Origin of the sequence: Thalassovita taeanensis (assembly GCF_900110775.1) — a bacterium.
GTDB classification, from domain to species: domain Bacteria; phylum Pseudomonadota; class Alphaproteobacteria; order Rhodobacterales; family Rhodobacteraceae; genus Litorimicrobium; species Litorimicrobium taeanense.
This window is the reverse complement of sequence record NZ_FOEP01000001.1, coordinates 25,072-47,771: the sequence shown is the minus strand read 5'-3', so window position 1 is coordinate 47,771 and position 22,700 is coordinate 25,072. Positions and strand designations below refer to the sequence as shown.

The 22,700-nt window shown below is 62.9% G+C and carries 20 protein-coding genes and 2 tRNA genes; 6 read left to right on the top strand and 16 right to left on the bottom strand.

The annotated features are described in order from the left end of the window. Positions 1-52: 52 nt before the first annotated feature. The 4 genes from prfB to BSF79_RS00185 all read right to left on the bottom strand — a co-directional run bounded on the left by prfB (position 53) and on the right by BSF79_RS00185 (position 6,416). Positions 53-1,180: a peptide chain release factor 2 gene (gene prfB / locus BSF79_RS00200; RefSeq protein ID WP_090266533.1), complete on the bottom strand. Its 1,128-nt coding sequence runs from the start codon at positions 1,178-1,180 to the stop codon at positions 53-55. 88 nt (positions 1,181-1,268) lie between these two features. Continuing rightward, entirely contained in the window at positions 1,269-3,821 is a 2,553-nt protein-coding gene (locus BSF79_RS00195; RefSeq protein WP_090266530.1) for a penicillin-binding protein 1A, read from the bottom strand. 103 nt (positions 3,822-3,924) lie between these two features. Further along, positions 3,925-5,151, bottom strand: a complete 1,227-nt coding sequence (locus tag BSF79_RS00190) for an N-acetylmuramoyl-L-alanine amidase (RefSeq protein WP_090266527.1) — start codon at positions 5,149-5,151, stop codon at positions 3,925-3,927. Positions 5,152-5,267: 116 nt separating this feature from the next. Continuing rightward, entirely contained in the window at positions 5,268-6,416 is a 1,149-nt protein-coding gene (locus BSF79_RS00185; RefSeq protein ID WP_090266524.1) for a pyridoxal phosphate-dependent aminotransferase, read from the bottom strand. A 63-nt stretch (positions 6,417-6,479) separates the two neighbouring features. On the opposite strand from BSF79_RS00185, the gene BSF79_RS00180 reads away from it, so the two are divergent. From BSF79_RS00180 to BSF79_RS00170, 3 genes are read left to right on the top strand one after another with little or no spacing between them, the layout of a single operon-like run. After that, positions 6,480-7,820, top strand: coding sequence for a M48 family metalloprotease (locus BSF79_RS00180; protein WP_090266520.1), 1,341 nt, complete (start codon positions 6,480-6,482; stop codon positions 7,818-7,820). Between the two features lie 3 nt (positions 7,821-7,823). Then, on the top strand, positions 7,824-8,576 hold the full coding sequence (locus BSF79_RS00175; protein WP_090266517.1) for a DsbA family protein: 753 nt from the start codon (positions 7,824-7,826) through the stop codon (positions 8,574-8,576). Between the two features lie 6 nt (positions 8,577-8,582). Then, positions 8,583-9,116, top strand: coding sequence for a hypothetical protein (locus BSF79_RS00170; protein WP_090266513.1), 534 nt, complete (start codon positions 8,583-8,585; stop codon positions 9,114-9,116). A 4-nt stretch (positions 9,117-9,120) separates the two neighbouring features. On the opposite strand, the gene ispG is transcribed toward BSF79_RS00170, so the two are convergent. From ispG to hemA, 3 genes are all read right to left on the bottom strand, one after another. Continuing rightward, positions 9,121-10,245: a flavodoxin-dependent (E)-4-hydroxy-3-methylbut-2-enyl-diphosphate synthase gene (ispG, locus tag BSF79_RS00165; protein ID WP_090266509.1), complete on the bottom strand. Its 1,125-nt coding sequence runs from the start codon at positions 10,243-10,245 to the stop codon at positions 9,121-9,123. A gap of 83 nt (positions 10,246-10,328) precedes the next feature. Further along, the gene (locus tag BSF79_RS00160; RefSeq protein ID WP_090266507.1) at positions 10,329-11,534 is read right to left on the bottom strand and encodes a helix-turn-helix domain-containing protein; all 1,206 of its coding nucleotides are present in this window, start codon (positions 11,532-11,534) and stop codon (positions 10,329-10,331) included. A gap of 112 nt (positions 11,535-11,646) precedes the next feature. Further along, on the bottom strand, positions 11,647-12,870 hold the full coding sequence (gene hemA / locus BSF79_RS00155) for a 5-aminolevulinate synthase (RefSeq protein WP_090266503.1): 1,224 nt from the start codon (positions 12,868-12,870) through the stop codon (positions 11,647-11,649). A 217-nt stretch (positions 12,871-13,087) separates the two neighbouring features. On the opposite strand from hemA, the gene BSF79_RS00150 reads away from it, so the two are divergent. After that, a complete protein-coding gene (locus BSF79_RS00150; protein ID WP_090266499.1) occupies positions 13,088-14,467 on the top strand; it encodes a M20/M25/M40 family metallo-hydrolase in 1,380 nt (459 codons plus the stop codon). A gap of 92 nt (positions 14,468-14,559) precedes the next feature. On the opposite strand, the gene BSF79_RS00145 is transcribed toward BSF79_RS00150, so the two are convergent. Continuing rightward, positions 14,560-15,435 (bottom strand): glycosyltransferase family 2 protein, encoded by an 876-nt coding sequence (locus tag BSF79_RS00145; protein ID WP_090266496.1) that lies wholly within the window; start codon positions 15,433-15,435, stop codon positions 14,560-14,562. 118 nt (positions 15,436-15,553) lie between these two features. Between BSF79_RS00145 and BSF79_RS00140 the strand changes: the two genes are divergently transcribed. Then, entirely contained in the window at positions 15,554-16,300 is a 747-nt protein-coding gene (locus tag BSF79_RS00140; RefSeq protein ID WP_090266493.1) for a hypothetical protein, read from the top strand. Positions 16,301-16,315: 15 nt separating this feature from the next. On the opposite strand, the gene BSF79_RS00135 is transcribed toward BSF79_RS00140, so the two are convergent. The 8 genes from BSF79_RS00135 to BSF79_RS00100 form a co-directional block, all read right to left on the bottom strand. Further along, entirely contained in the window at positions 16,316-16,540 is a 225-nt protein-coding gene (locus tag BSF79_RS00135) for an RND transporter (protein ID WP_090266491.1), read from the bottom strand. A 72-nt stretch (positions 16,541-16,612) separates the two neighbouring features. Further along, positions 16,613-16,689 (bottom strand) — tRNA-Asp (locus tag BSF79_RS00130). 67 nt (positions 16,690-16,756) lie between these two features. Then, positions 16,757-16,833: transfer RNA gene (locus BSF79_RS00125), tRNA-Asp, on the bottom strand. 329 nt (positions 16,834-17,162) lie between these two features. Then, positions 17,163-18,095, bottom strand: a complete 933-nt coding sequence (locus BSF79_RS00120; protein WP_090267791.1) for a pirin family protein — start codon at positions 18,093-18,095, stop codon at positions 17,163-17,165. Between the two features lie 92 nt (positions 18,096-18,187). Further along, positions 18,188-18,847 (bottom strand): glycosyltransferase family 29 protein, encoded by a 660-nt coding sequence (locus BSF79_RS00115; RefSeq protein WP_090266487.1) that lies wholly within the window; start codon positions 18,845-18,847, stop codon positions 18,188-18,190. Positions 18,848-19,010: 163 nt separating this feature from the next. Further along, positions 19,011-20,219 carry a 3-hydroxybenzoate 6-monooxygenase gene (locus BSF79_RS00110; RefSeq protein ID WP_090266483.1) on the bottom strand — a complete coding sequence of 403 codons (1,209 nt, stop codon included), beginning with the start codon at positions 20,217-20,219 and terminating at the stop codon, positions 19,011-19,013. Then, positions 20,216-20,914, bottom strand: coding sequence for a fumarylacetoacetate hydrolase family protein (locus BSF79_RS00105; protein ID WP_090266479.1), 699 nt, complete (start codon positions 20,912-20,914; stop codon positions 20,216-20,218). The genes BSF79_RS00110 and BSF79_RS00105 overlap by 4 nt, the downstream gene beginning before the upstream one ends. Next, positions 20,911-21,948 carry a cupin domain-containing protein gene (locus tag BSF79_RS00100; protein WP_090266475.1) on the bottom strand — a complete coding sequence of 346 codons (1,038 nt, stop codon included), beginning with the start codon at positions 21,946-21,948 and terminating at the stop codon, positions 20,911-20,913. The genes BSF79_RS00105 and BSF79_RS00100 overlap by 4 nt, the downstream gene beginning before the upstream one ends. A 157-nt stretch (positions 21,949-22,105) precedes the next feature. Here BSF79_RS00100 and BSF79_RS00095 point away from each other — a divergent pair, with 157 nt between their 5' ends. Beyond that, positions 22,106-22,573 carry a MarR family winged helix-turn-helix transcriptional regulator gene (locus BSF79_RS00095; protein WP_090266471.1) on the top strand — a complete coding sequence of 156 codons (468 nt, stop codon included), beginning with the start codon at positions 22,106-22,108 and terminating at the stop codon, positions 22,571-22,573. Positions 22,574-22,700: the final 127 nt, after the last annotated feature.

The following is a 22,700-nucleotide window of genomic DNA, read 5'->3' as shown; positions in this document are numbered from 1 at the left end:
GTCACCCCTGCCTTCCAACTGTCCGCCATAATTCTTGCCAAAGGCAAGCGGGTTATGCGTCGCCCTGCGCCTCGGCCCGGCTTTTGCCCGCGACATCCATCGCCAAAGTCGCCGCCATCAAGCCGTCCAGATCCCCGTCCAGAACCCCTGCGGTGTCCGAGGTTTCATATCCAGTGCGCAGATCCTTGACCATCTGATAGGGCTGCAAAACATATGACCGGATCTGGTTGCCCCAACCCGCGTCGCCCTTGTTTTCATGCGCCTCGTTGATCGCCGCGTTCCGCTTGTCCAGCTCCATCTGATACAACCGCGATTTCAGCGCCTTCATGGCGATGTCGCGGTTCTGGTGCTGCGATTTTTCCGAACTGGTCACCACAATCCCGGTGGGATGGTGGGTGATCCGCACGGCGGAATCCGTGGTGTTCACGTGCTGCCCGCCCGCGCCCGAGGACCGATAGGTATCGATCCGGATATCGCTGGGATTCACCTCGATCTCGATATTGTCGTCGACCACCGGATACACCCAGACCGAGCTGAACGAGGTATGCCGCCGCGCCGCACTGTCATAGGGGCTGATCCGCACCAACCGATGCACGCCACTTTCGCTTTTCAGCCAGCCATAGGCATTCGGCCCACTGATCTTGTAAACGGCGGATTTGATCCCGGCCTCTTCGCCTGCGGTCGTCGATTGCAGCTCGACCTTATAGCCCTTCTTCTCGGCCCAGCGGACATACATCCGCGCCAGAATACTGGCCCAATCGCAGCTTTCCGTGCCTCCGGCGCCTGAGTTGATCTCCAGAAAGGTATCATTGCCATCGGCTTCGCCGTTCAGCAGCGCCTCCAGCTCTTTCTCGGCGGCTTTTGCGCCCAATGCCTTCAGCGCGGCCTCTGCATCGGCGATCACCTCGGCGTCGTCTTCCATTTCGCCAAGTTCGATCAGCTCGATATTGTCGGCAAGATCCTGCTTGATGCTGTCGTGCACCGCCATCGAATCCACCAGCATCTGCCGCTCGCGCATCAACTTCTGGGCGTTTTCGGGATTGTCCCACAGGGTCGGGTCCTCAACACGGGCGTTGAATTCCTCCAGCCGGTGCTGTGCCGTGTCCCAATCCATCCGCTGGCGCAACAACGCCAGCGATTTTTCGATCTCGGAAACGGTATTCTGAACCTCGGCGCGCATGGGGCATCCCTGAAACTATCATCTAGGTGTCGGGTGATAGACCAGCGCGCGACCCGGGGCAAGCCGGGCGCACGCTGTCACCAGCGGATCAATACAACCCGCCGGACGAAACCGAACCAAAGCTGGCCTTGGGACCAACCACAGCCTTTTTCCCGGTCGAGGTCGTGACCTCTCGCCCGGCAGTGCCAACGTCGTCGAACAGCGGCAGATTGGAGCCCATGGCAAACCCGCCGTCAAAGGTAATGCCGAAAACCGGTTCTTCGCCATCGCGGAAATACTCGGCCACCACATTTTCACCATCAGCGTCATCGCTCAGACGTGCGCCAGTGAACCGATCGATCTTGATGAAATGCCCACCCGGCGGCACCCGGAACGGCCCACCACCATATTTGGCCGTGGCCTTCTCCATGAACTCCTGAAACACCGGCCCGCACATCGATCCGCCATATGCACCCTTCCCAAGCGGGCGCGGCTGGTCGAAACCGATATAACAGCCAGCAACAATATTGCTGGTAAAGCCGACAAACCAGACATCACGCGCCTCGTTGGTGGTACCGGTCTTGCCCGCCACCGGCACGCTCAGATTGACCGTGCCCTTCGCGGTGCCACGGTCCACAACCCCCTTCATCATCGAAGTCAGCTGATAGGCAGTGATCGCATTCATTACCCGCTCGCGGTTCGAGATGATCACCGGGCTTGCACCGGCTGCAATACTGGCATCACCACAGTCCACACACTCGCGTTTGTCGTGACGATAGATGGTCTTGCCATAGCGGTCCTGAACCCGGTCCACCAGCGTCGGCTCCACCCGTTCGCCGCCATTGGCGAACATCGCATAGGCCGCAACCATCTTGAACAGCGTTGTTTCCTCGGATCCCAGCGAGTTGGCCAGAAACTGCCCCATATTGTCATACACGCCAAAGCGCTCGGCATAGTCGGCGATCACATCCATCCCGACCTCCTGCGCCAAGCGGATGGTCATCAGGTTTCGCGATTGCTCGATCCCGGTCCGCAACGGCGTCGGGCCATAAAACTTATTCGACGAGTTGCGCGGTCGCCAAAGCCCCTGCGGCGTGTTCACCTCGATCGGGGCGTCGATCACGATCGTCGCGGGGGTATAGCCACTATCCAGCGCCGAGGCGTAAACGAACGGCTTGAAGCTTGAACCCGGCTGCCGCTGCGCCTGCGTGGCACGGTTGAACACCGAATGCTGATAGCTGAACCCGCCCTGCATCGCGATCACCCGGCCGGTATTGACGTCCATTGCCATGAACCCGCCCTGCACCTCGGGCACCTGCCGCAGCGTCCAGCGGATGAAGCTGCCGTCATTGTCGGCCGTCATGGTGCGCACCAGCACCACCTCGCCCACCTCAAGCAGATCGCCTGCCACGCGGGCTTTGTTGCCCAGCTTGCCGTTCTTCAGTCGCTTGCGCGCCCACTGCACGTCCTTGGCCGGAATCCAGTGTCCGTCCTCGTCTTCGTCCACCGCCTCGATACCGATCCGTGCGTCGGTCTTGCCGACCTCCAGTACCACCGCAGGCGACCAGCGCCCGTTCAGCACGATGTCGCGCGGGACATTCACCTCCGCCAGCGCTTCGCGCCAGCTTGCCTCGGAAACCAGCGCCTCTGCTGGGATCGTCTTGCCGGTCCCGTTCCAAATCCCCCGCCCACGGTCGTATTTCTCAAGCCCGCGCCGCAGCGCCAGCGCCGCATCCACCTGCATCTCAGGCTCGATCGTCGCGCGCACCGTCATCCCACCCGAGAAAAACTGCTCCTCGCCGAAATCCACGCTCAATTGGCGACGGATTTCATCGGTGAAGTAATCACGCGGCGGCAGAGCAGTCTTGAAACTCTCGAAATCACCATTCTGCACCGAGCGCAGCGGCATCTGCACCTCGCTGTCATAGGCGGCTTGGGTGATATAGCCGTTCTCAGCCATCTCCCTCAGCACGAAATTGCGCCGCTGAATCAGCCGCTCCTTGCGCCGCACCGGATGGTAATCCGACGGGGCCTTGGGCAACGACGCCAGAAACGCAGCCTCATGCGGGGCCAGCTCGCCCAGCGTCTTGTTGAAATAGGTCTGCGCCGCTGCCGCCACACCATAAGAGTTCTGACCCAGAAAAATCTCGTTCAGATACAGCTCAAGGATCTTGTCCTTGCTCAGCGTTTCTTCCAACCGGGTCGCAAGGATGATCTCTTTGATCTTGCGCTCGGCCTTGCGCTCGCCGCCCAGCAGGAAGTTTTTCATCACCTGCTGCGTGATGGTCGAGGCGCCGCGCACATCGCGCCCGCGCGTCTTAACCGCATCAATCGCCGCTGCGACCATGCCGCGCGCATCATACCCCTTGTGGGTGTAAAAATTCTTGTCCTCGGCCGAGATGAACGCCTGCTTCACCAGATCAGGGATTTCATCCGCAGGCATAAACAACCGGCGCTCTTGCGCGAATTCATCAATGATATGCCCTTCGCCGGAATAGATCCGGCTGATCGTCGGCGGGGTGTATTGTGCAAGGCTTTCATGGCTGGGCAGATCGCGGCCATAGACAAAGAAAATCGCGCCGATGCTCAGCGCAACTGCGGCCAACGCCAGCGTCACCGCTGTGAATATCGCCCCGAAAAAGGATAGAATGAACCTCAGCACGCGCGCCGCCCTTATAGATTAGTTGCGTCTCTATACTGACCACCGCCGGGGGCGTCAAAACAAGAACCGTTGATCCATGCGCCGAAACCCGCCGTCAAACGCGCTACTGCCGCACCAGATGTGACAGCGCAGCATCCTCTGCCACCCAGGCCCGCAACCCATCGCGGATCGCGGCCGCCATACCGATGCGCCACTGCGTATTGGACAGGTTCTTCAGATCTCTCGGGCTGGACATGAACCCCACCTCCAACAGCAGCGACGGAATATCGGCGGCTTTCAGCACTGAAAACGCCGCCCGCCGCACCGGTCGGCGGTTCAGCGGCGCCCCCGCTTTTTCAAACCCCGCCACCAACGCCAGCGCCAGCCGCTCCGATCTGGGCTGTGTCTCCTGCCGTGCCAGATCCATCAGAACCCCGGCCACCACATCATCCTGCCCGGTCAGATCCACGCCCGACAGAATATCGTCGCGGTCGTGCCGTTCGGCCAACAGCGCCGTCGCCTTATCGGTGGCGCTGTCCGACAGTAAATGCACGGTCGCGCCATGCGCCTGCCCCTCTGCCAGGACATCCGCATGCAGCGATAAAAACACATGCGCCCCGGCCTCATGCGCGATGGCAATACGCCGCTCAAGCGAGACGAAACTGTCATCTTCGCGGGTAATCACCACCTCAAACCCGCCCGAGCGCAGCAATGTTTCCTTCAACTCGCGCGCAAACGACAGCATCAGGTCCTTCTCCTGATACCCCTCACGCTCGGCCCCCGGATCAATCCCACCATGGCCCGGATCCAGCACCACCACCAACGGCCCGTCCCCCGGTATCCGCGGCGGCATCGCCCGCGCCGAGGGCGGCGGCAGGTCCCAGCGCGGATCATGCGGCGCCCCAGATAGCGCGGCAAACGCCTCCGGCGCGACCTCGTCCAGCTCAGCCGTCAGCACCGCCTTGCCACTGTCCGGCGCGATGCTCATCCCCACCTTACTCAGCGCCAAAGGCCCGGACAGATCCACCACCATCCGGCTCCATCCCGGTCGGAACGTGCCAAACCGTAAATCCGTCGCCCGATCCGCGTTCAGCAACACCGGCTTGGTGACCCCCTGCCAATCCACCTCACGAAAATCCAGCACAAGCCGCGGCGGCCCATCCAGTGTATAGGCCCGAAACGGCACGCCCTGCGTCAGCGCCAGCCGCACCCGCAGCCCACCCCAACTGTCGGTGATCTGACTGCCCCCGACCTCGACCCGCGCAAGACCGCTCAGCTCCTGCGCCGCCACAGGCAGCGCCGTCAGCCCCAACAAGGCCCAAACTGCAATCGCTTTGAAAATTCTGCTCATCCGCCCTGTTCCGGCTGGTTCACCCAACCCTAAACCAGCAGGCCGGATTCGCCCAGCCCCCGGTTTGAACCGCAACCCGCTTCTTTCTGATCCAAATACTCACCGCACCGCCTGCCTCAGGCGCCACGTTCGCGCATGAATCGCCCCAGCCGCTCCAGCCCCTCAACGATATCCGCCGTCGCCCGCGCATAAGAAAACCGCAGCGTTCCCGCCCCCCGCACCGGATCGAAATCCAACCCCGGCGTGACCGCCACGCCCGCTTGCTCAAGGATCTCGGCGGCGAAGCCCCGACTGTCCGTCGTCAGATGGCTGATATCGGCATAGACGTAAAACGCCCCATCCGGCGGCGCGATCCGGTCAAACCCGGCCTTCGGCAACCCCTCCAGCATCAACCGCCGGTTCTCGCGGTACACCACCATATTCGCCTCCAGCTCGGCACTGCACTCCATCGCCGCCAACGCGGCGATCTGGCTGGCATGGCTGGGACAAATAAACATGTTCTGCGCCAGCCGCTCGATGATGCGCACATGATCTTCGGGCACCACCATCCAACCGATCCGCCAGCCGGTCATGCTGAAGTACTTGGAAAACGAGTTGATCACATAGCACTCATCCGTCACCTCCAGCGCGCTGACCGCCTTGGCCTCGTATTCGATCCCGTGATAGATTTCGTCGCTGATGAACGCCGTATCCGTCTCGGCGCAGGCCCCGACCAGCGCCTGCATCGCCCCTCGGTCCAGCATCGTCCCCGACGGATTGGCGGGCGAGGCGACCATCAAACCCGCCAGATCCATGCCCGCGAAATCCGCAGGCACCGGCTGCAAACGGTTGTCTGCACTGGCCGACAAACCAACTGGCACCAGATCCAAAGCCTTCAGGATCTGCCGATACGACGGATATCCAGGCTCGCCGATCCCGACCTTGTCACCAGCCTCGAACAGCGCGGTAAAGGCCAGCAGGAACGCGCCTGACGATCCCGGCGTGACCACCACCCGGCCCGGATCCAGATCGACATTGTACCACTCGCCATACAGCTGCGCGATTCGGCGGCGCAGCGCTGGCAGCCCCAACGCCACGGTATATCCCATCGCGTCGTCCTGCATCGCACGGGTCAGCGCCGTCCGCGCGCCTTCGGGGGCCGGTGTGCCGGGCTGGCCCACTTCCATATGGATAATATGCCGCCCCGCATCCTCTGCCGCGCGCGCGGCCTCCATCACATCCATCACAATAAAGGGATCAACCTCACCGCGCCTTGAGTTCCGCATCGCTTCTTTCCTATGGTGGTGTCATGTAAGGGGCCAATTCACAGGGAAACAGGCACGCCGTCAATGCGCACTCTTGTCCGATCTGCCTGCCTGCTGACCGTCCTGCTGGCGGTGCAACTGGCCACCGCCCTGCCCGCCCGTGCGGTCACGTTGCTGCGCGATCCCGACATCGAACACGCGCTTGGCGAACTGGCCCGACCGGTGCTGACCGCCGCAGGCCTGCCCGCCAACAACATTCAAGTGCTGGTGATCCGTGACGATACACTCAACGCCTTCGTGCTGGATCAGCGCCATATCTTCATCCATTCCGGGCTTTTGCTGCGCATGACCTCGGCTGACATGCTGCAATCGGTCATCGCGCACGAGGCCGCGCATATCGCCAATGGCCATATCTCGCGCCGGATCCAGAATGCGCAAGTGGCCAATACCATCTCAGGGCTGGGCATGGCGCTGGCCGTGGCCGCCGTGTCCTCTGGTGCTGATGCGCGTGCGGCAGGTGGCCTCAGCCTTGGTTTGGCCAGTTCGGCCAACCGGGTCTTCATGTCTCACACGCGGGCCGAGGAAAGCGCCGCCGACAGTTCCGGCCTGCGCTATATGATCAGCGCCGGGGCCGATCCGCACGCCTTCACCGAGGTGCTGGATATCTTCCGCGGTCAGGAGCTTCTGGCCGAGGGGCGACAGGACCCTTATGCGCGCACCCACCCGATGTCACGCGACCGGCTGCGCGCGATCGACGCGCTGGTGGCCGCCAACACCCGCGCGCCGCGCCCCGATCCTTCAGTGGCCTATTGGTTCGCCCGCGCTCAGGGCAAGCTGTCCGCCTTCCTGCGCGCGCCCAGTTGGACCCTGCGACGCGCCGCAAGCAGCGCCACGCCCGATATCGCCCTGATGCGTCAGGCCATCGCCTATCACCGTCAGCCTGACTCCAAAAAGGCCCTTGCCGCGATCGACAAACTTGTCGCCGCCCGCCCCAATGACCCCTTCGTGCACGACCTGCGCGGCCAGATCCTGCTGGAAAACCGCAAGGCGCAGGCGGCTGTCGCGGCCTATGGCAAGGCCGCCTCGCTGGCCCCGCGCAACGCGCAGATCCTTGGCGGTCAGGGCCGTGCCCTGCTGGCGGCGGGCAATCCCAAGGCCGCCCTCACCGTGCTCGAGAAATCCCGCGCGCGCGATTTTTCGGATGCCCGCGTGCTGCGCGATCTGGCCACCGCCTATGCCACGACCGGCCAACCCGGCATGGCCTCAGTTCTCACCGCCGAGCGTTACGCCCTTTCGGGGCGCTTTGATGACGCGCTCATTCACGCCAAACGCGCCGAGGGGCTTTTGCCGCGCGGCTCTGCCTCTTGGCTTCGCGCGCAGGATGTGATCTCTGCCGCCGAGGCCCAAGCCAGGAAAAGGAAGTAACCAATGAAACATGTACTCTCTGCCGCCGCATTTGCAGCATTTGCGATCGCAGCCCCGGCACAGGCCTTTGATCTGACCGCCATGTCCGCGTCAGAACGCACCACCCTGCACAGCGAAATCCGCGCCTATCTTCTGGAAAACCCCGAAGTGATCATGGAAGCGGTTCAGGTCCTCGAAGAACGTCAGGCCAACCAGCAAGCCCAAAGCGATGAGGATATGGTCAAGACCAACGCCGACGCGCTGTTCAATGACGGCTATTCCTGGGTTGGCGGCAACCCCGACGGCGATGTCACGCTGGTCGAGTTCACCGACTACCGCTGTGGCTATTGCCGCAAAGCCCACGCCGAGATCAGCGAACTGGTCTCGTCAGATGGCAATATCCGCTTTATCCTCAAAGAGTTCCCAATCTTGGGCGATGAATCCACGCTATCGTCGCGCTTTGCCATTGCCACCCGTCTTGTTGCCGGTGCCGACGCCTATAAAACCGCGCATGACGCGCTGATCACCTTCAAGGGCAATGTCACGCCGAAATCCCTGTCGCGTCTGGCTGACAAACTGGGGCTGGATGGCACCGCAATCCTTGCCAGGATGAACAGCGCCGAAGTGGAGCAGGAAATCGCCGCCAACCACGCGCTGGCCGGGCGGATGCAGATTTCCGGCACGCCGACCTTCATCCTCGATGGTCAAATGCTGCGCGGCTATGTCCCGCTGGCCAGCATGCAGCAACTTGTTGCCGCCACCCGCGCGGCCAACTAACCCGGCATGCGCGCCCGCCGCGCGGCGATCACCTGCTGCGCCGCCCTGATCGGGGCGGCGGCTGTGGCCGAGACCGATCTGACCTTGCTGACCCCGCCCGAGCGCGCCGCACTGGGCGCAGAAATCCGCGCGACCGTTCTGGCCAATCCTGAACTGGTGCAGCCCGCCTTGGCCCCGCCGCCGCCAGCCTTCTATGAAGACGAGATCAACGCCGATCTGGCCCGCATCCGCGCCGAGGCGGCGCAACTTTTCGCCCCCGGCCATACGGCATTCGGCCTGTCCAAAAATCCTGTTGCCATCGCATTTTTCACCCGCGCCAACTGCCCCGCCTGCGCACAGGCCGAGGCCGACCTGCGCGCGCTGGCAGAAACATCCCCGATCCGGGTGGCAATGTTCGACATGTCCGGCCCCGACGCGGCACTTGCCGCCCGGCTAGAGCTGGATACAGCCCCGTCTTATGTGTTTGAAACCATGATGATCCGCGGACACATGCCGCCGATCGTCTTGCAGAAATACATCGACAAAGCCGCCAAGCCCTAAGGCTTTACGGCATTTCAGCCACTTCCTCGGCCTCAAGCTGCGCCGCGCGCGCCTCAACCTGCTCGACGATGTGCTCGATCATCCGCTCATTGCCCATCTTGTGGCTTTGCTTGCCCGCCAGATACACCATGCCAGACCCCGCGCCGCCGCCGGTGAACCCGACATCGGTCATCAGCGCCTCGCCCGGGCCGTTGACCACGCAGCCGATGATGCTCAGGCTCATTGGCGTCTTGATATGCTCCAACCGCTTTTCCAGCGCCTCGACAGTCTTGATCACGTCAAACCCCTGACGCGCGCAACTGGGGCAGGAAATAATATTCACGCCCCGATGCCGCAGCCCAAGCGATTTCAGAATGTCATAGCCAACTTTGACCTCTTCGACCGGATCGGCCGACAAGGACACCCGGATCGTGTCGCCAATACCCATCCACAGCAGATTGCCCATCCCGATTGCCGATTTGATCGTGCCCGACATCAGCCCACCGGCCTCGGTGATCCCCAGATGGATCGGCGCATCGGTGGCCTCGGCCAACTTTTGATAGGCCGCCGCCGCCATGAACACATCGCTGGCTTTGACCGAAATCTTGAACTCGTGGAAATCGTTGTCCTGCAGAATGCGGATATGCTCCATCCCGCTTTCCACCATCGCATCCGGGCACGGCTCGCCGTATTTCTCCAGCAGATGCTTTTCCAAAGACCCGGCATTCACCCCGATGCGGATCGAACAATTGTGATCGCGCGCCGCCTGAATAACCTCTTTCACCCGCCGCTCGTCGCCAATATTGCCCGGATTGATCCGCAGACACGCGGCCCCGGCCTCTGCCGCCTCGATCCCGCGACGATAATGGAAATGAATGTCGGCCACGATCGGCACCGGGCTTTCGCGCACAATCTCTTTCAGCGCTTTCGAACTGGCCTCGTCTGGCACCGACACCCGCACGATATCCGCCCCAGCATCAGCCGCCGCCTGCACCTGCGCCACGGTCGCCTTCACGTCCGTGGTCAGCGTGTTGGTCATCGTCTGCACGGTGATCGGCGCGTCGCCCCCTACCGGCACATTGCCAACATGGATTTTACGGCTGGTGCGGCGATAGATGTTACGCCACGGGCGGACATGGTTCAGCGACATGGGCCGCTCCCTGTTTGTTCAATCTACCTGTTAGATAGTCCGCCTTGGCCCCGGCTGCAATCGCTGCACGGGCCTGGGATCGATCACTCTTGCGCGGGGACGCCAGTATTGGCTTCGGCCACGTACTGGGCCACGGTGCGCGCCAGATCGGTATCGCGCTCAAGATTGGCCACCGCATAGGCCCCGCTCAGATGCTCGACCGACAGCGCCAGATTAGAGGTCACAGTACCGCGCTGCCCCGCCGGGCCATAGTGCTGGCCGTTCATCGCAAAATAGATCGCACCGGATTCGCCCACCCGCAGGGTCGCAGGCTCTTCGGTCTGCGGCACGGTCCAGCGGTCGCCCGCCTCCATGATACCCTCAAAGATCACTGTGCCGTCAGCGGACCGCACCCGCACCCAAGCCGGACGCACCGCGACCATTTCGACCCCCGGCGCCGGGGTTTCGACCACCTGCGGCACGTTGGTCGTTTCGGGCGACGGCGTGGCCGAGGCCAGAACCCGCTCGGACATATCAGACACAAAGCTGCCCACCGTCGTCGGGTCCAACGTCGAGATCGGCGCATCGCGCGCGGTCAGAACCGGCACTTCCAACGCCTGAGGGCGGTAAATCCGGTCCAGCGCATCCGACGGCGGCGCGAACACCCCAGACGCCATGGCGCTTTGGGTCTCGGCCCCGGTCTGGCGCGCCTTCGGGCCCAGCGGGTCCAGATCGGCCAGAACGTCGGGCGCATTTTCCACCGGTGCAAACTGCACGCGCTGCACTTCGTTCAGCACGGTCCAGCCGCCAAAGCCAATCGCCCCGATCAACGCCAGCAGCACCAGCGAGGAACCAATCGCGCCCGGCTCGATCCGCGAGAAGAACGCGTCGCGCCCAGGAGCAAAGGGGGTGGTCGGCGCCGAGAAGGGATCACGTTCCTTCAACATCACCGGAATTGGGGCTTTCTTGACCGACGAGGCCGCAGCAGACATGCCATGCGCCGTGGTAAAGCCGCTTTCAGCGCAGAAGGTGGTAAACGCCTGCTCTGGGTCCATGCCCAGATATCGCGCATACGACCGCACATAGCCCGCGATGAAGCCCGGCGTGTCAAACACTGACGGATCGGAATTCTCGATGGCGGCAATATAAGAGGCTTTGATCCGCAATTCGCGTTGCACATCCAGCAGCGATTTGCCCAGCGTTGCGCGCTCTCCGCGCATCGTATCGCCCAAGCGCATCTCGAAATCGTCAAACCCCTTGGGTTCGACGGTTACGTCGTCAGAAACACGCGATGCCTTGCGCCTGATCATCCCCACTGCCCCATCCTGCACTCCGTCGTCTACGAAACCTGCTCGATTCGAGACGCGTCCTTTGTTGAACGCAAGCTAGCACACCGCAAGGCATTTTACACCTTAAGGCAGATCACGCGGTCATTTCGGCGCGATTCAGCGCACATTGCGACCACAGTGCGTCCATCGCATGCACCAGCGCATCGATCTCTTTCGGACCATGTACCGGCGAGGGGGTAAAACGCAGACGCTCGGTGCCGCGCGGCACGGTGGGAAAATTGATCGGCTGAACATAGATTCCATGCTGATCCAGCATCATGTCCGACAGCGCCTTGGTGTGCACCGGATCGCCCACGATGACCGGCACGATGTGGCTGCCATAATCGATGATCGGCAGGCCCAGCCCTTTCAAACGCATTTTCAGGATTTTCGCCTGCGCCTGATGTGCATCACGCAGCGCCTGATCGGTTTTCAGATGCCGCACACTCGCCGCCGCGCCGGCTGCGACCGCAGGCGGCAACGACGTGGTGAAAATAAACCCCGGCGCATAGGACCGGATCGCATCGCACATCTTTTCGGACGCCGCGATATAGCCGCCCATCACGCCATACGCCTTGGCCAGTGTGCCGTTGATGATGTCCAACCGGTGCATCAGCCGGTCGCGCTCGGCCACACCGGCGCCACGCGGCCCATACATGCCCACGGCATGCACTTCGTCGATATAGGTCAGCGCGCCAAATTCATCCGCCAGATCGCAGATCGCCTCGATCGGGCCAAAATCGCCATCCATCGAATAGATGCTCTCGAACGCGATCAGCTTGGGGGCGTCGGGATCATCCGCCGCCAGCAGCTCACGCAGATGTTCCACATCGTTATGGCGGAACACCCGCTTGGCCCCGCCATTGCGGCGCACACCTTCAATCATCGACGCATGGTTCAGCGCATCGGAATAGATGATCAGCCCGGGAAACAACTTGGGCAGCGTACTCAGCGTCGCGTCATTGGCGATATAGGCGCTGGTGAACAGCAGCGCCGCCTCTTTGCCATGCAGATCGGCCAGCTCGGCCTCTAGCCGCTTGTGATACACCGTGGTGCCGGAAATGTTGCGCGTCCCGCCCGAGCCCGCGCCCGTGGCGTCAATCGCCTCGTGCATCGCCGCCAGAACAACCGGATGCTGCCCCATGCCCAGATAATCGTTGCCACACCAGACCGTGATGTCCTTTTCCGTCCCGTCCGCCTGACGCCAAATCGCATGCGGGAAATTCCCGTTGCGTCTCTCGATATCGATGAACGTACGATAACGCCCCTCCTGGTGAAGATTACCAAGGGCCTGATCAAGTTTGGCAGTATAGTCCAAGCGGTCGTTCCTTCTTCTTATCCCGGTGCAGGCGCGTGTTCCGCTCCGGGCCGTCCTTGCAAACATATTCCGAATTTACAGTGCTATATTCTTCGCGCAGTTTCGACAACAGGTTACAAATTGCCGCTCCGCCAATCCTTGACCTGCATCAACCCTGGCACTGGACAGTGTCGGCCGCGGTGCTAGGGTCTGCCCAACCGTGCCACAGGAGAAACACATGTCGCTCGAAACCGTTCTCACCCGTATTGATCAGGATCTGCCGGACGCCACCGAAAGGCTGCTGGAATTGTTGCGTATTCCGTCGATCTCGACCGACCCCAAATACAAAGGCGACTGCCAGACCGCCGCTGACTGGCTGGTCGCAGACCTGCAAAGCATCGGAATCGAAGCAGAAAAACGCCGCACCCCTGGCCACCCGATGGTGGTAGGCCATGTCGAAGGCGACGGCCCGCACATCCTGTTCTATGGCCACTATGATGTGCAGCCGGTAGACCCACTTGGCCTGTGGGACCGCGACCCGTTTGACCCGAAAATCGAAACCGTGGCGGGCCACAAAGTGATCCGCGGGCGCGGAGCCTCGGATGACAAAGGCCAGCTGATGACCTTCGTCGAGGCCTGCCGCGCGTGGAAATCCGTACACGGCACCCTGCCCTGTCGACTGACCTTCTTCTTCGAGGGCGAAGAAGAATCAGGCTCGCCCTCGCTGGTGCCCTTCATGAAGGACAACGCCGACGAGCTGAAATCCGACCTCGCGCTGATCTGCGACACCGGGCTGTTTGGCGACAGCACCCCGGCGATCGTGACCATGCTGCGCGGGCTGCTGGGCGAAGAGCTGACCATCACCGGCCCGTCCAAAGACCTGCACTCCGGCATGTACGGCGGCATCGCCATGAACCCGGCGCGGGTGCTGGCAAAAATCATCGCAGGCCTGCATGACGACACTGGCCGCGTGACCGTGCCAGGATTTTACGATGGCGTGCCCGAACTGCCCGCCGACGTGGCGGCCCAATGGCAGGGCCTGAACTTCGACGCAGACAGCTTTCTGGGTCAGGTCGGCTTGTCCGCTCCCGCAGGCGAACAGGACCGCACCCCGCTTGAGATGATCTGGTCGCGCCCCACCTGTGAAGTGAACGGCATCACCGGCGGCTATACCGGCGATGGGTTCAAGACGGTGCTGCCCTCGCAAGTCAGCGCCAAGATCAGCTTCCGGCTGGTCGGCACCCAAGACCCCCACGCCATCCGCGAAAGCTTCCGCGCCTATGTGCAGTCGATGCTGCCGCCGGACTGCAAAGTCGCGTTCAAAAGCCATGGCGCCTCGCCCGCGTCAGTCATGTCCACCGACGACCCCGCGTTCGAGGCTGCCCGCAGCGCGCTGTCAGACGAGTGGCCCAACGCGGCGGCCTATGTCGGATGCGGCGGCTCGATCCCGATCGCGGGCTACTTCAAGAACATCCTCGGCACCGACGCGATGCTGATCGGGTTCGGCAAGGATGACGATCAAATCCACTCTCCGAATGAAAAGTATGACCTGTCCAGCTTCCACAAAGGCATCCGCAGCTGGGCCCGCATTCTCGAGGCTTTGACCAAAGACACCTGATCCAGCGGAGCGCCCTTCGGGCGCACAGGATCAGCCCTTCGGGCGGTTTGGGACGGCGCGCCACTCCCCCGAAGGGCAACCGCAAAAGCGGTTCAGAACAGACCGCTGAACCGCTCTGGCAGCAAAAATTGCGCCTCATAATCCGGCCGCGCGAATTCGTAATACCCGGTATCGCCACGCGGCCCGAAACTGCGGTGCATCTTGCGGCGGTACGCCCGCATGTCAAAGCCCTCGACAATCTCAAGATCGGCAAAAGCCTCGAACACCGCGCGATCTTCGCCGCGCGCCTCGGCAAACCAATGCCGCCCGATCGCCGTATCCTTCAGCCCGCCGCCGATCTCTTGCACCACTGCATTGCGCCGGTTCATCGCCGCCGCATATTCGGGGAAATCACAGAATTTCAGGTGCAGCAGATACAGGCAGTCGGGCGTATGTAGCTTGCCATATTGCGTATAATGCCCACCGCGCGCGATCTTGGTCCCCACCGACACCACGCAGGGTTTAGAGTAGTGCGGCGCAATCCGCACATGCCGACGCGGGCCAAGAATGCGGTCCGTGATCGCCTCTGGCTCCAGATCGATCCGGTGGACCACCTCCAGCCCCAGCGGCGTCAGCACGCGTTTTTCGGGCTGTTCCTCCAGAAACTCCAGCAGGGTCTTGCCCTCTTCGGGGTCCACCACGACCAGCTCGTCCACATCGCCGACAACCACATGTTTATAGTAACTTTTCAGACCAGCGACGAGGTTGTTCAGCAACCGCCAGCGCTTCATGTCGAAATTCTTGTGCGGATCGCCCGGAATGCCGATGATATTGCAGCCCTCGGCCAGCTTGGCCACCGCCTCGCCGCGCCCATGATTGACGATATAAAGGTTCTCGCGCCCGAACACCGGGCCATAATGGCGTAACCACGCGCTGAGAAAAAACAGATCGTCCCGAACCATGGTGACGACCGCGCCTGTCGATTGCATCTTGCTCTGCCCCGGTTTCTGACCGCTAATTCCTGCTTGGTGGCGACTGTAACCAGTTTCCTGCTATAAGAGAATCGAATTTTGCCGCATCTGCGCGGCGCACAAACCAGAGGCGCCCATGATCCCGGCGGATTTCGCAACACCCGGCCTGCATATCGCCTCGAACGGCACGCCGCCCACCCGGTTTCAGGTTCTGGGCGAACGCAGTTCGGGCACGAATTACGTCAAGCGCCTGCTGGGCCGCAACACCCCCCTGCGCCCGACCGAGGCGTTGGGCTGGAAACACGGCCCCCCGCATGCGCTGGCGATTCCCGCCGACCTGATCGTGATTGTGGCGGTGCGCCATGCCGCGCACTGGGCGCGCTCGATGCACGCCAAACCCTGGCACACGCCCGCCGCGATTCAGCAACTGACGTTTTCCGACTTCATCCGCGCGCCTTGGCACACCATCATCGACCGCGAGCGGTATTTCCAGCCCGAGGCGCGGCTTGGTATCCTTGGCCAGCCGCTGCAACTTGACCGCGACCCCGCCACCGGCCTCGCCTATGACGATCTGTTCGCGCTCAGGCAGGGCAAGCTGCGCGGCCATCTGAGCTTTGCCAATCGCGGCTGCTCTTTTGTGCTGGTGCGGATGGAAACCGCAATCGCCGACCCCGCCGGGTTCCTTGAACAGATGCGCCAGACCTTCGCCCTGCCCACGCCCGACGGCCCGCTGCGCCCGGTGGTCAAACGTCTGGGTTCAAAGTTCAAACCCGCAATCGAGCCGCGCCCGGAAACCCCCGCCATACTCTCATCCGATGATATGGCGTTCCTGCGCGGACGGCTCGACCTGTCACAGGAACAGGCGCTGGGATACAGCTACTAAGCCGAAACCACTGCTTCAGCGACGGGCGACGGCAACGCTGCGCACAGCTTTCAGCAGCGCCAGCCCCCAAGGGCTGCCATGCAGCACCATATCGAAGATATCCATCCCCGACCGCAGCTCTCCGGCCATCAGCATTTTCAGCTTTTCCCAGATATGCGGCTCGGGCGAAAATGGTGCCAACCCCAGCGTCAGACAGATCACCAGAACGGCGCCCCAGGATAGCCGGTCAAGAAATGCCATGATCTATCCCCTGTGTGTATCTGTAGTGTATCTGTAGTGTATCTGTTGTGTATCTGTCAGAATGTGGGAAAGTGGCGCGGTTGACGGGGCTCGAACCCGCGACCCCCGGCGTGACAGGCCGGTACTCTAACCAGCTGAGCTACAACCGCGCGAAACCTTTCGGTCTATGTGCCTTTATGCTTGGCAAAGCACCCAATCCTTGGGCGGGGACAGTGATGGCGCGGTTGACGGGGCTCGAACCCGCGACCCCCGGCGTGACAGGCCGGTACTCTAACCAACTGAGCTACAACCGCCCACTGTCCGCTCAGGTCGCCCCAAGCGTGAGAGGCTGTTTATGCGCCTCTCCCTGCCCCGTCAAGCGCATGATCGCGGAAAATTCGCATTTATTGCGCAGCCCCCGAAACCGACCCGGACCGCCGTTTCCGAAGCGGCTGCAAACTGTCCCAGACCACCAGCCGCTCGCGGACATTCACACCCGGCGCCACGACACGGGGCCCCCGGCCGCCCAACCAAAGCCGCCTATGGCAGCGCCCGGCACAGCCACAGCGCCCTCCGCACAGATGCAGTGCAGCAATCCTTGGCAGATCCCAAGCGGTGGTGGCTGCGGTCTTACCCATATCCGCTAGGGCAAGGGCACGAATTCGCTGTCGTCGCCGGGCGGCAGTCGAAACCGGCCATGTTGCCAATCCCCCGCGCGCCACGCCTCTTTCGCCGCCGTAATCCTGTCGCGGGACGAGGCGACGAAATTCCACCAGATATACCGCGGCCCTTCCAGCGTGGCCCCGCCCAGCAGCAACAGCCGCGCGCCCTGCGCGCCCGCCCGCACGCTGATCCGGTCACCGGGGCGAAACACCATCATCCGGCCCGCCTCGAACAGATCCCCCGCCACGCGCACCGCGCCCTCAAGCACGTAAATCGCCCGGTCCTCGTGATTGTCCGGCAATGGCAGCGCCGCCCAAGGCGCCAACGCCGCATCCGCGTAAAACCCCTCGGACGGCAGCGCCACCGGCGACTGCGCGCCATAGACATCGCCCAGAATGACCCGCACCTGCTTGCCTTCGCCCTCCAGCAACGGCAGATCGGCGCGCGCCGCGTGCTGGAAACTGGCCGGGGCATCCTCTTGCGACTCGGGCAGCGCCAGCCATGTCTGCACGCCGAACATCGAAAACGGGCTTTGCCGCATCTCGCCGTCGGTGCGCTCGGAATGGGTGATGCCATGCCCGGCATTCATCCAGTTCACCGCGCCCGGCTCGATCCACTGATCCGTGCCCAGCGAATCACGATGATGCATCCGCCCCTTCAGCAAATAGCTCACCGTGCCCAGCCCGATATGCGGGTGCGGGCGCACGTCAAACCCCTGCCCGGTCAGAAACTCCACCGGCCCAAGCTGATCGAAAAAGATGAACGGGCCGACCATCCGGCGCTCTGGCGCGGGCAAGGCGCGGCGCACTTCAAACGCGCCGATATCGCGGCTGCGCGGCACAATCACGGTTTCAATGGCGTCCACCGCGTCGCCAATCGGTGTGTCGGGATCAAGGATCGGGTTCCAGCTCATGCGCATATCCTCCTGCGCCCAACCTAGCGCAGCAGCCGCATTCCCCATAGCCCCGGAAACGGACAGCCCTTGTGCACAAAAGCACACACGACTCAACTCTGCGCGCGGATCAGCTCAATCTTCGGATCAGCCGCGACCAGCGCCTCAACCCACAGCTTTTCGGCCGCGAAATCATGCGGCACCTGCGCCGCGCTGCGCCCGCCGGTGGTCGACAGCGTGGCAAAGAAATCAAACCCGTATATCCGCAGGCTGGCCACCGGCAGCGACGCCGCCAGCGCGATGATCATCACCCCGGTCGACGGCCGACTGCCCAGCGTCGCGCGCAACCGGTCCGAGTGATCCTCGGGCAGCAGGCAAAACCGTGGGTCGCTGGCCACATGATACGGCAAACGCCGCCGTTTCGGCGTCACCCACAACAGCCGCTTCGGATCATGCGCGCGAATGATGTCGGGCGCCACCGGCACTGACATCGCCAGCCAATCGGTGCGCCGCCCCTGCCCCTCGGGTGCCGAGATCTCGCCCTTGTTCAGTCGGATCACAATATCGGCGGCGTCGATCTGCGGTCCGAACTGCGTGGTCGTCAGGCTGCGGGCATTGCCCACCACGGCCACGGTCTTGCCCGCCGCCTCAGCCGCCAGGGCCTCCAGCGGCGCGGAAAACCCGCGCAGCCGGGCCTCATCGCCTGACCGACGCGCCAGCCAAAACCGCGCCCTGTCCGCCAGAGCCTGCACATTCAAGAACGAAGATGACATCAAAACAGCCTGTATCAGGGAAGACCACGCGCCGCCTGTCTACTCCGACTTTGCCCCCGGCTTGAAGGTCTTTTCGCCCCACCCCCGCCGCATCCCGCAAACCCCGCCAGAAATCCGCAACAAAAAAGGGGGCCGAAGCCCCCCTTTTCAGATCACATCGGCCTCAGCCCCGGCGGGTTTCAGCGGAAACCGCCCCCTCCAGCCCGGTCGAGCCATAAAGCCAGTCAATCGTGTCATACCAGTCATCCGGCGTCTTCGCCTTCATCACCGCATTGCGCAGCTCGGCATGCGCGCCCGCCGGGTGATACACATGCTGGCCGATCTCGCGCGATTGCAGCTGAATGCGCGCGGTGCGCAGCTTGCGCATCGCCTGATACCGCTCCAGCACCACCTCGACCGCGCCACCCGTTGCCATCTCGTGCGACAGCGCCACAGCATCCTCCAGCGCCATGCAGGCCCCTTGGGCGAAATACTGCAACGTCGGATGCGCCGCGTCGCCCAGCAAGGCCACCCGCCCATCGACCCAGTTGGTCACCGGATCACGGTCGCACAGCACCCACAGCTTCCAGTCGCTGCCCTTCTCGATGATCTGCCGCGCCACCGGGGCCACATGCTCGAACCCGCGCGCGACCTCTTCGTTGCTCACCGGCAGACCCGCAACAGGCTCTGCGGCATCGTTGTGATAGGTCACCACGAGGTTGAACACCTTCCACCCCGACAACGGGTAATGCACGATATGACACTTCGGCCCGGCCCACAGCGTCGCCGCGTTCCAGCGCAGATCCTCGGGCATCTGATCAGTCGGAATGACCGAACGATACGTGGTATGCCCCGACACCCGCGGCGCGCCATCGCCCACCACCCGCTTGCGGATGTTCGACCACAGCCCATCCGCGCCGATCAGGGCCGATCCGGTCACCCGCTCGCCCCCAGCCAGAACCGCCGTGACCGAACGGCCATCCTGCGCGTAATCCTCGACTGCGGCACTGGTGCGCAGCTCGACCAGATCATGCGCGATACAGGCCTTCAGAAACACTCCATGCAGGTCGCCGCGATGCACCACCGCATAGGGATTCTTGAACCGCGCGCGAAACGCCTCGTCCAGCGGAATGCGGGTGATCTCGTCACCCGACAGCGCATCCATCAGCCGCAGACTGTCGATATACACCGCCATGTCGCGCGCCGCATCGCCCACACCCAGATAATCAAACGCATGGAACGCGTTCGGACCCAGCTGAATGCCCGCGCCGATCTCGCCCAGCTGCGCCGCCTTCTCCAGCACGACCGAACGGATGCCCTTTTGCGCCAGCCCAATCGCCGTGGCCAGCCCGCCAATACCGCCCCCGGCGATCAGGATCGGAAGATCGCTCATTCCGCCGCTCCGATCGTCAGGCTGATCGGGTCCAGCCCGTCAATCCCGCCGGTGATCACATCGCCCGGCAGCACAGCGCCCACCCCGGCAGGGGTGCCCGTCATGATCAGATCGCCGGGCTGCAAATGGTAATATTTCGACAGATCCGCCACGATCTCGGCCACATTGTGAATCAGGTCGCTCAGATGCGCGTCCTGCTTCACCTCGCCATTCACCTCCAGATGAATGCGCTGCGGCCCGACCGTGCCGAACTCGGCCACCTTGGTCAAAGGGGCGAACACCGCCGATTGCTCGACATCCTTGCCCAGATCCCAGGGCCGCTGCTTGGCCCGCGCCGCCAGTTGCAGATCGCGCCGCGTCATGTCCAACCCGCAGCCATAGCCATAGATCGCCGCCGCCGCATCCGCGACCGCACCCCGAAACACCGGCGCGCCGATGGCGATCACCAGCTCCATCTCGTAATGGTAATTCTGCGTCCCCGGCGGATAGGCGATGGTTGCCCCGCTCGCCTGCGCCGCCAATGGCGACTTGGTGAAATAAAACGGCGCCTCGCGGTCGACCTCCACGCCCATTTCAGCCGCATGTGCCGCGTAATTGCGCCCAACGCAAAAAATTCGCGCCACCGGATAGCCCTTGTCCTCGCCCTTGACGGGCACGGACGGGGGTGTGGGGGTGTCAAACAGATAGGTGCTCATCGCGCACGCTCCTCATAATAGCCCAGCTTGTCTTGCAGCGGGCGGTCGTGAATACGCACAAGGAACGCGTCCTCGGTCGCTGTGTGGGTGATTTCGGCAAAAACCGGCGCGGTGAACGTGTCCTTCGGACCCCATTCGATCCGCTCGCCATTCACCATTGTGACGCCGCGCCCCTTGACCACATGAAACGCCGCGGACGACGACCGCAGCGGCGGCGCCTCGGACTGACCGGCGCCAATCATCATCGCGGTAAAGCCCATCGTCGGCAGCACATCGGTGCCGGTCTCGGGGTTGACGTAATCCAGCTCGGCAATGCCCTGATCGCCGTATTTCGCCATCTCGCGCAGCGCCGCTTCGGTCCGCGCCCAGGGATAGCGCATCATCGGATACCGCCGCAGGCCCGCATTCAGCTTGCGCGACGGCGCCAGACCCGCCGACAGGTATTCCACCTGACTGGCATCAGGCCGGTTGCGCTGCGCCTGAAGCGGGCCTTCCTTGGCATAGGACCCCTCAAGATACACAAACAGCGGCAGATCCAGCGCATCCAGCCAGATCACCGGATCGGTGCCCTCGTGACCATGATCATGCCATTCGCCGCCCGGCGTCAGCACCAGATCGCCCTCTTCCATCGGCAGCTTCTCTCCGTCCACCACGGTGAAGCCGCCCTTGCCCTCGACAATGATCCGCACCGCCGACGGCGTGTGCACATGCGCCGGCGCGGTTTCGCCCGGCAGCAACAACTGCATCCCCAGATAGATCGACGAGGTCGCCTGCATCGCCCCCGCCCCGCGGCCCGGATCGGACAGCACCAGCACCCGGCGCTCGGCCTTTTCCACCGGCGTCAACTCGCCCGCGCGCAGCAACAGCGGCCGCAGCGCTTCAAACGTCCAATGCCCCGGCTTGGTCACCGGATTGGGCGCACCATGCGGCAGCACATTGCGCATCATCGGCCATAACGGCGCCACACCTGCCTGCGTCATCGCATCGCGATACTCCTGCGGCAGCTCCTCCAAAGTTCCCAATTGGTCACTCATGATGATCCTCCTCCCCTTGTGCGTCGGCCCGGCGACACTGCCGGGCGACTCTGTCTCGTATTTTATGAAGTGTACTTATCATTAGTGCACTCGTCAACATTCTGTTCCGGTGCTAAACTCCCGCAACCATCCCGGTACATCTGGAACGGAGACCACGATGCTTGACCTCTATAATATGGCAGGGCACCTGATCCGGCGGCTCAATCAGATCTCGACCTCGGTTTTCGCCGACCGGATGAAAGCCGAAGGCCTTGACCTGACCCCGGTGCAGTTCGGCGCCCTGGCCGCGCTCAAGACCCACCCGGATGTGGATCAGGCAACGCTGGCCGGGATGATCGCCCATGACCGCGTCACCATGGGCGCGGTGCTGGACCGGCTGCAAAACAAAGGGTTGGTGCAGCGCCAGATCAGCCCACACGACCGACGCGCCCGCGTGATCCGCCTGACGGATGCAGGCCACGCCGCGCTCAGCCGCGCCGACCCCATCGTCTGGGCCTTGCAAACCGATATCCTGGCCGGGCTGACCCCGGAGGAACGCACCACCTTCCTGCACCTGCTGCAAAAAGCCACCGAGGCCGGCAATGACCTCAGCCGCGCGCCGCTGCACCCGGCGGCCGACGCCTGACAGCACGCGCAAGGCCGCGCATACACCCGCCAAATACCCAAGGCGCACAAAAATTAGGCATCCACGGAAATAATGCCGCATTGCGGCGCAACACAAAGCCCCGTCCCTTTGCCCCACCCCCATCCGG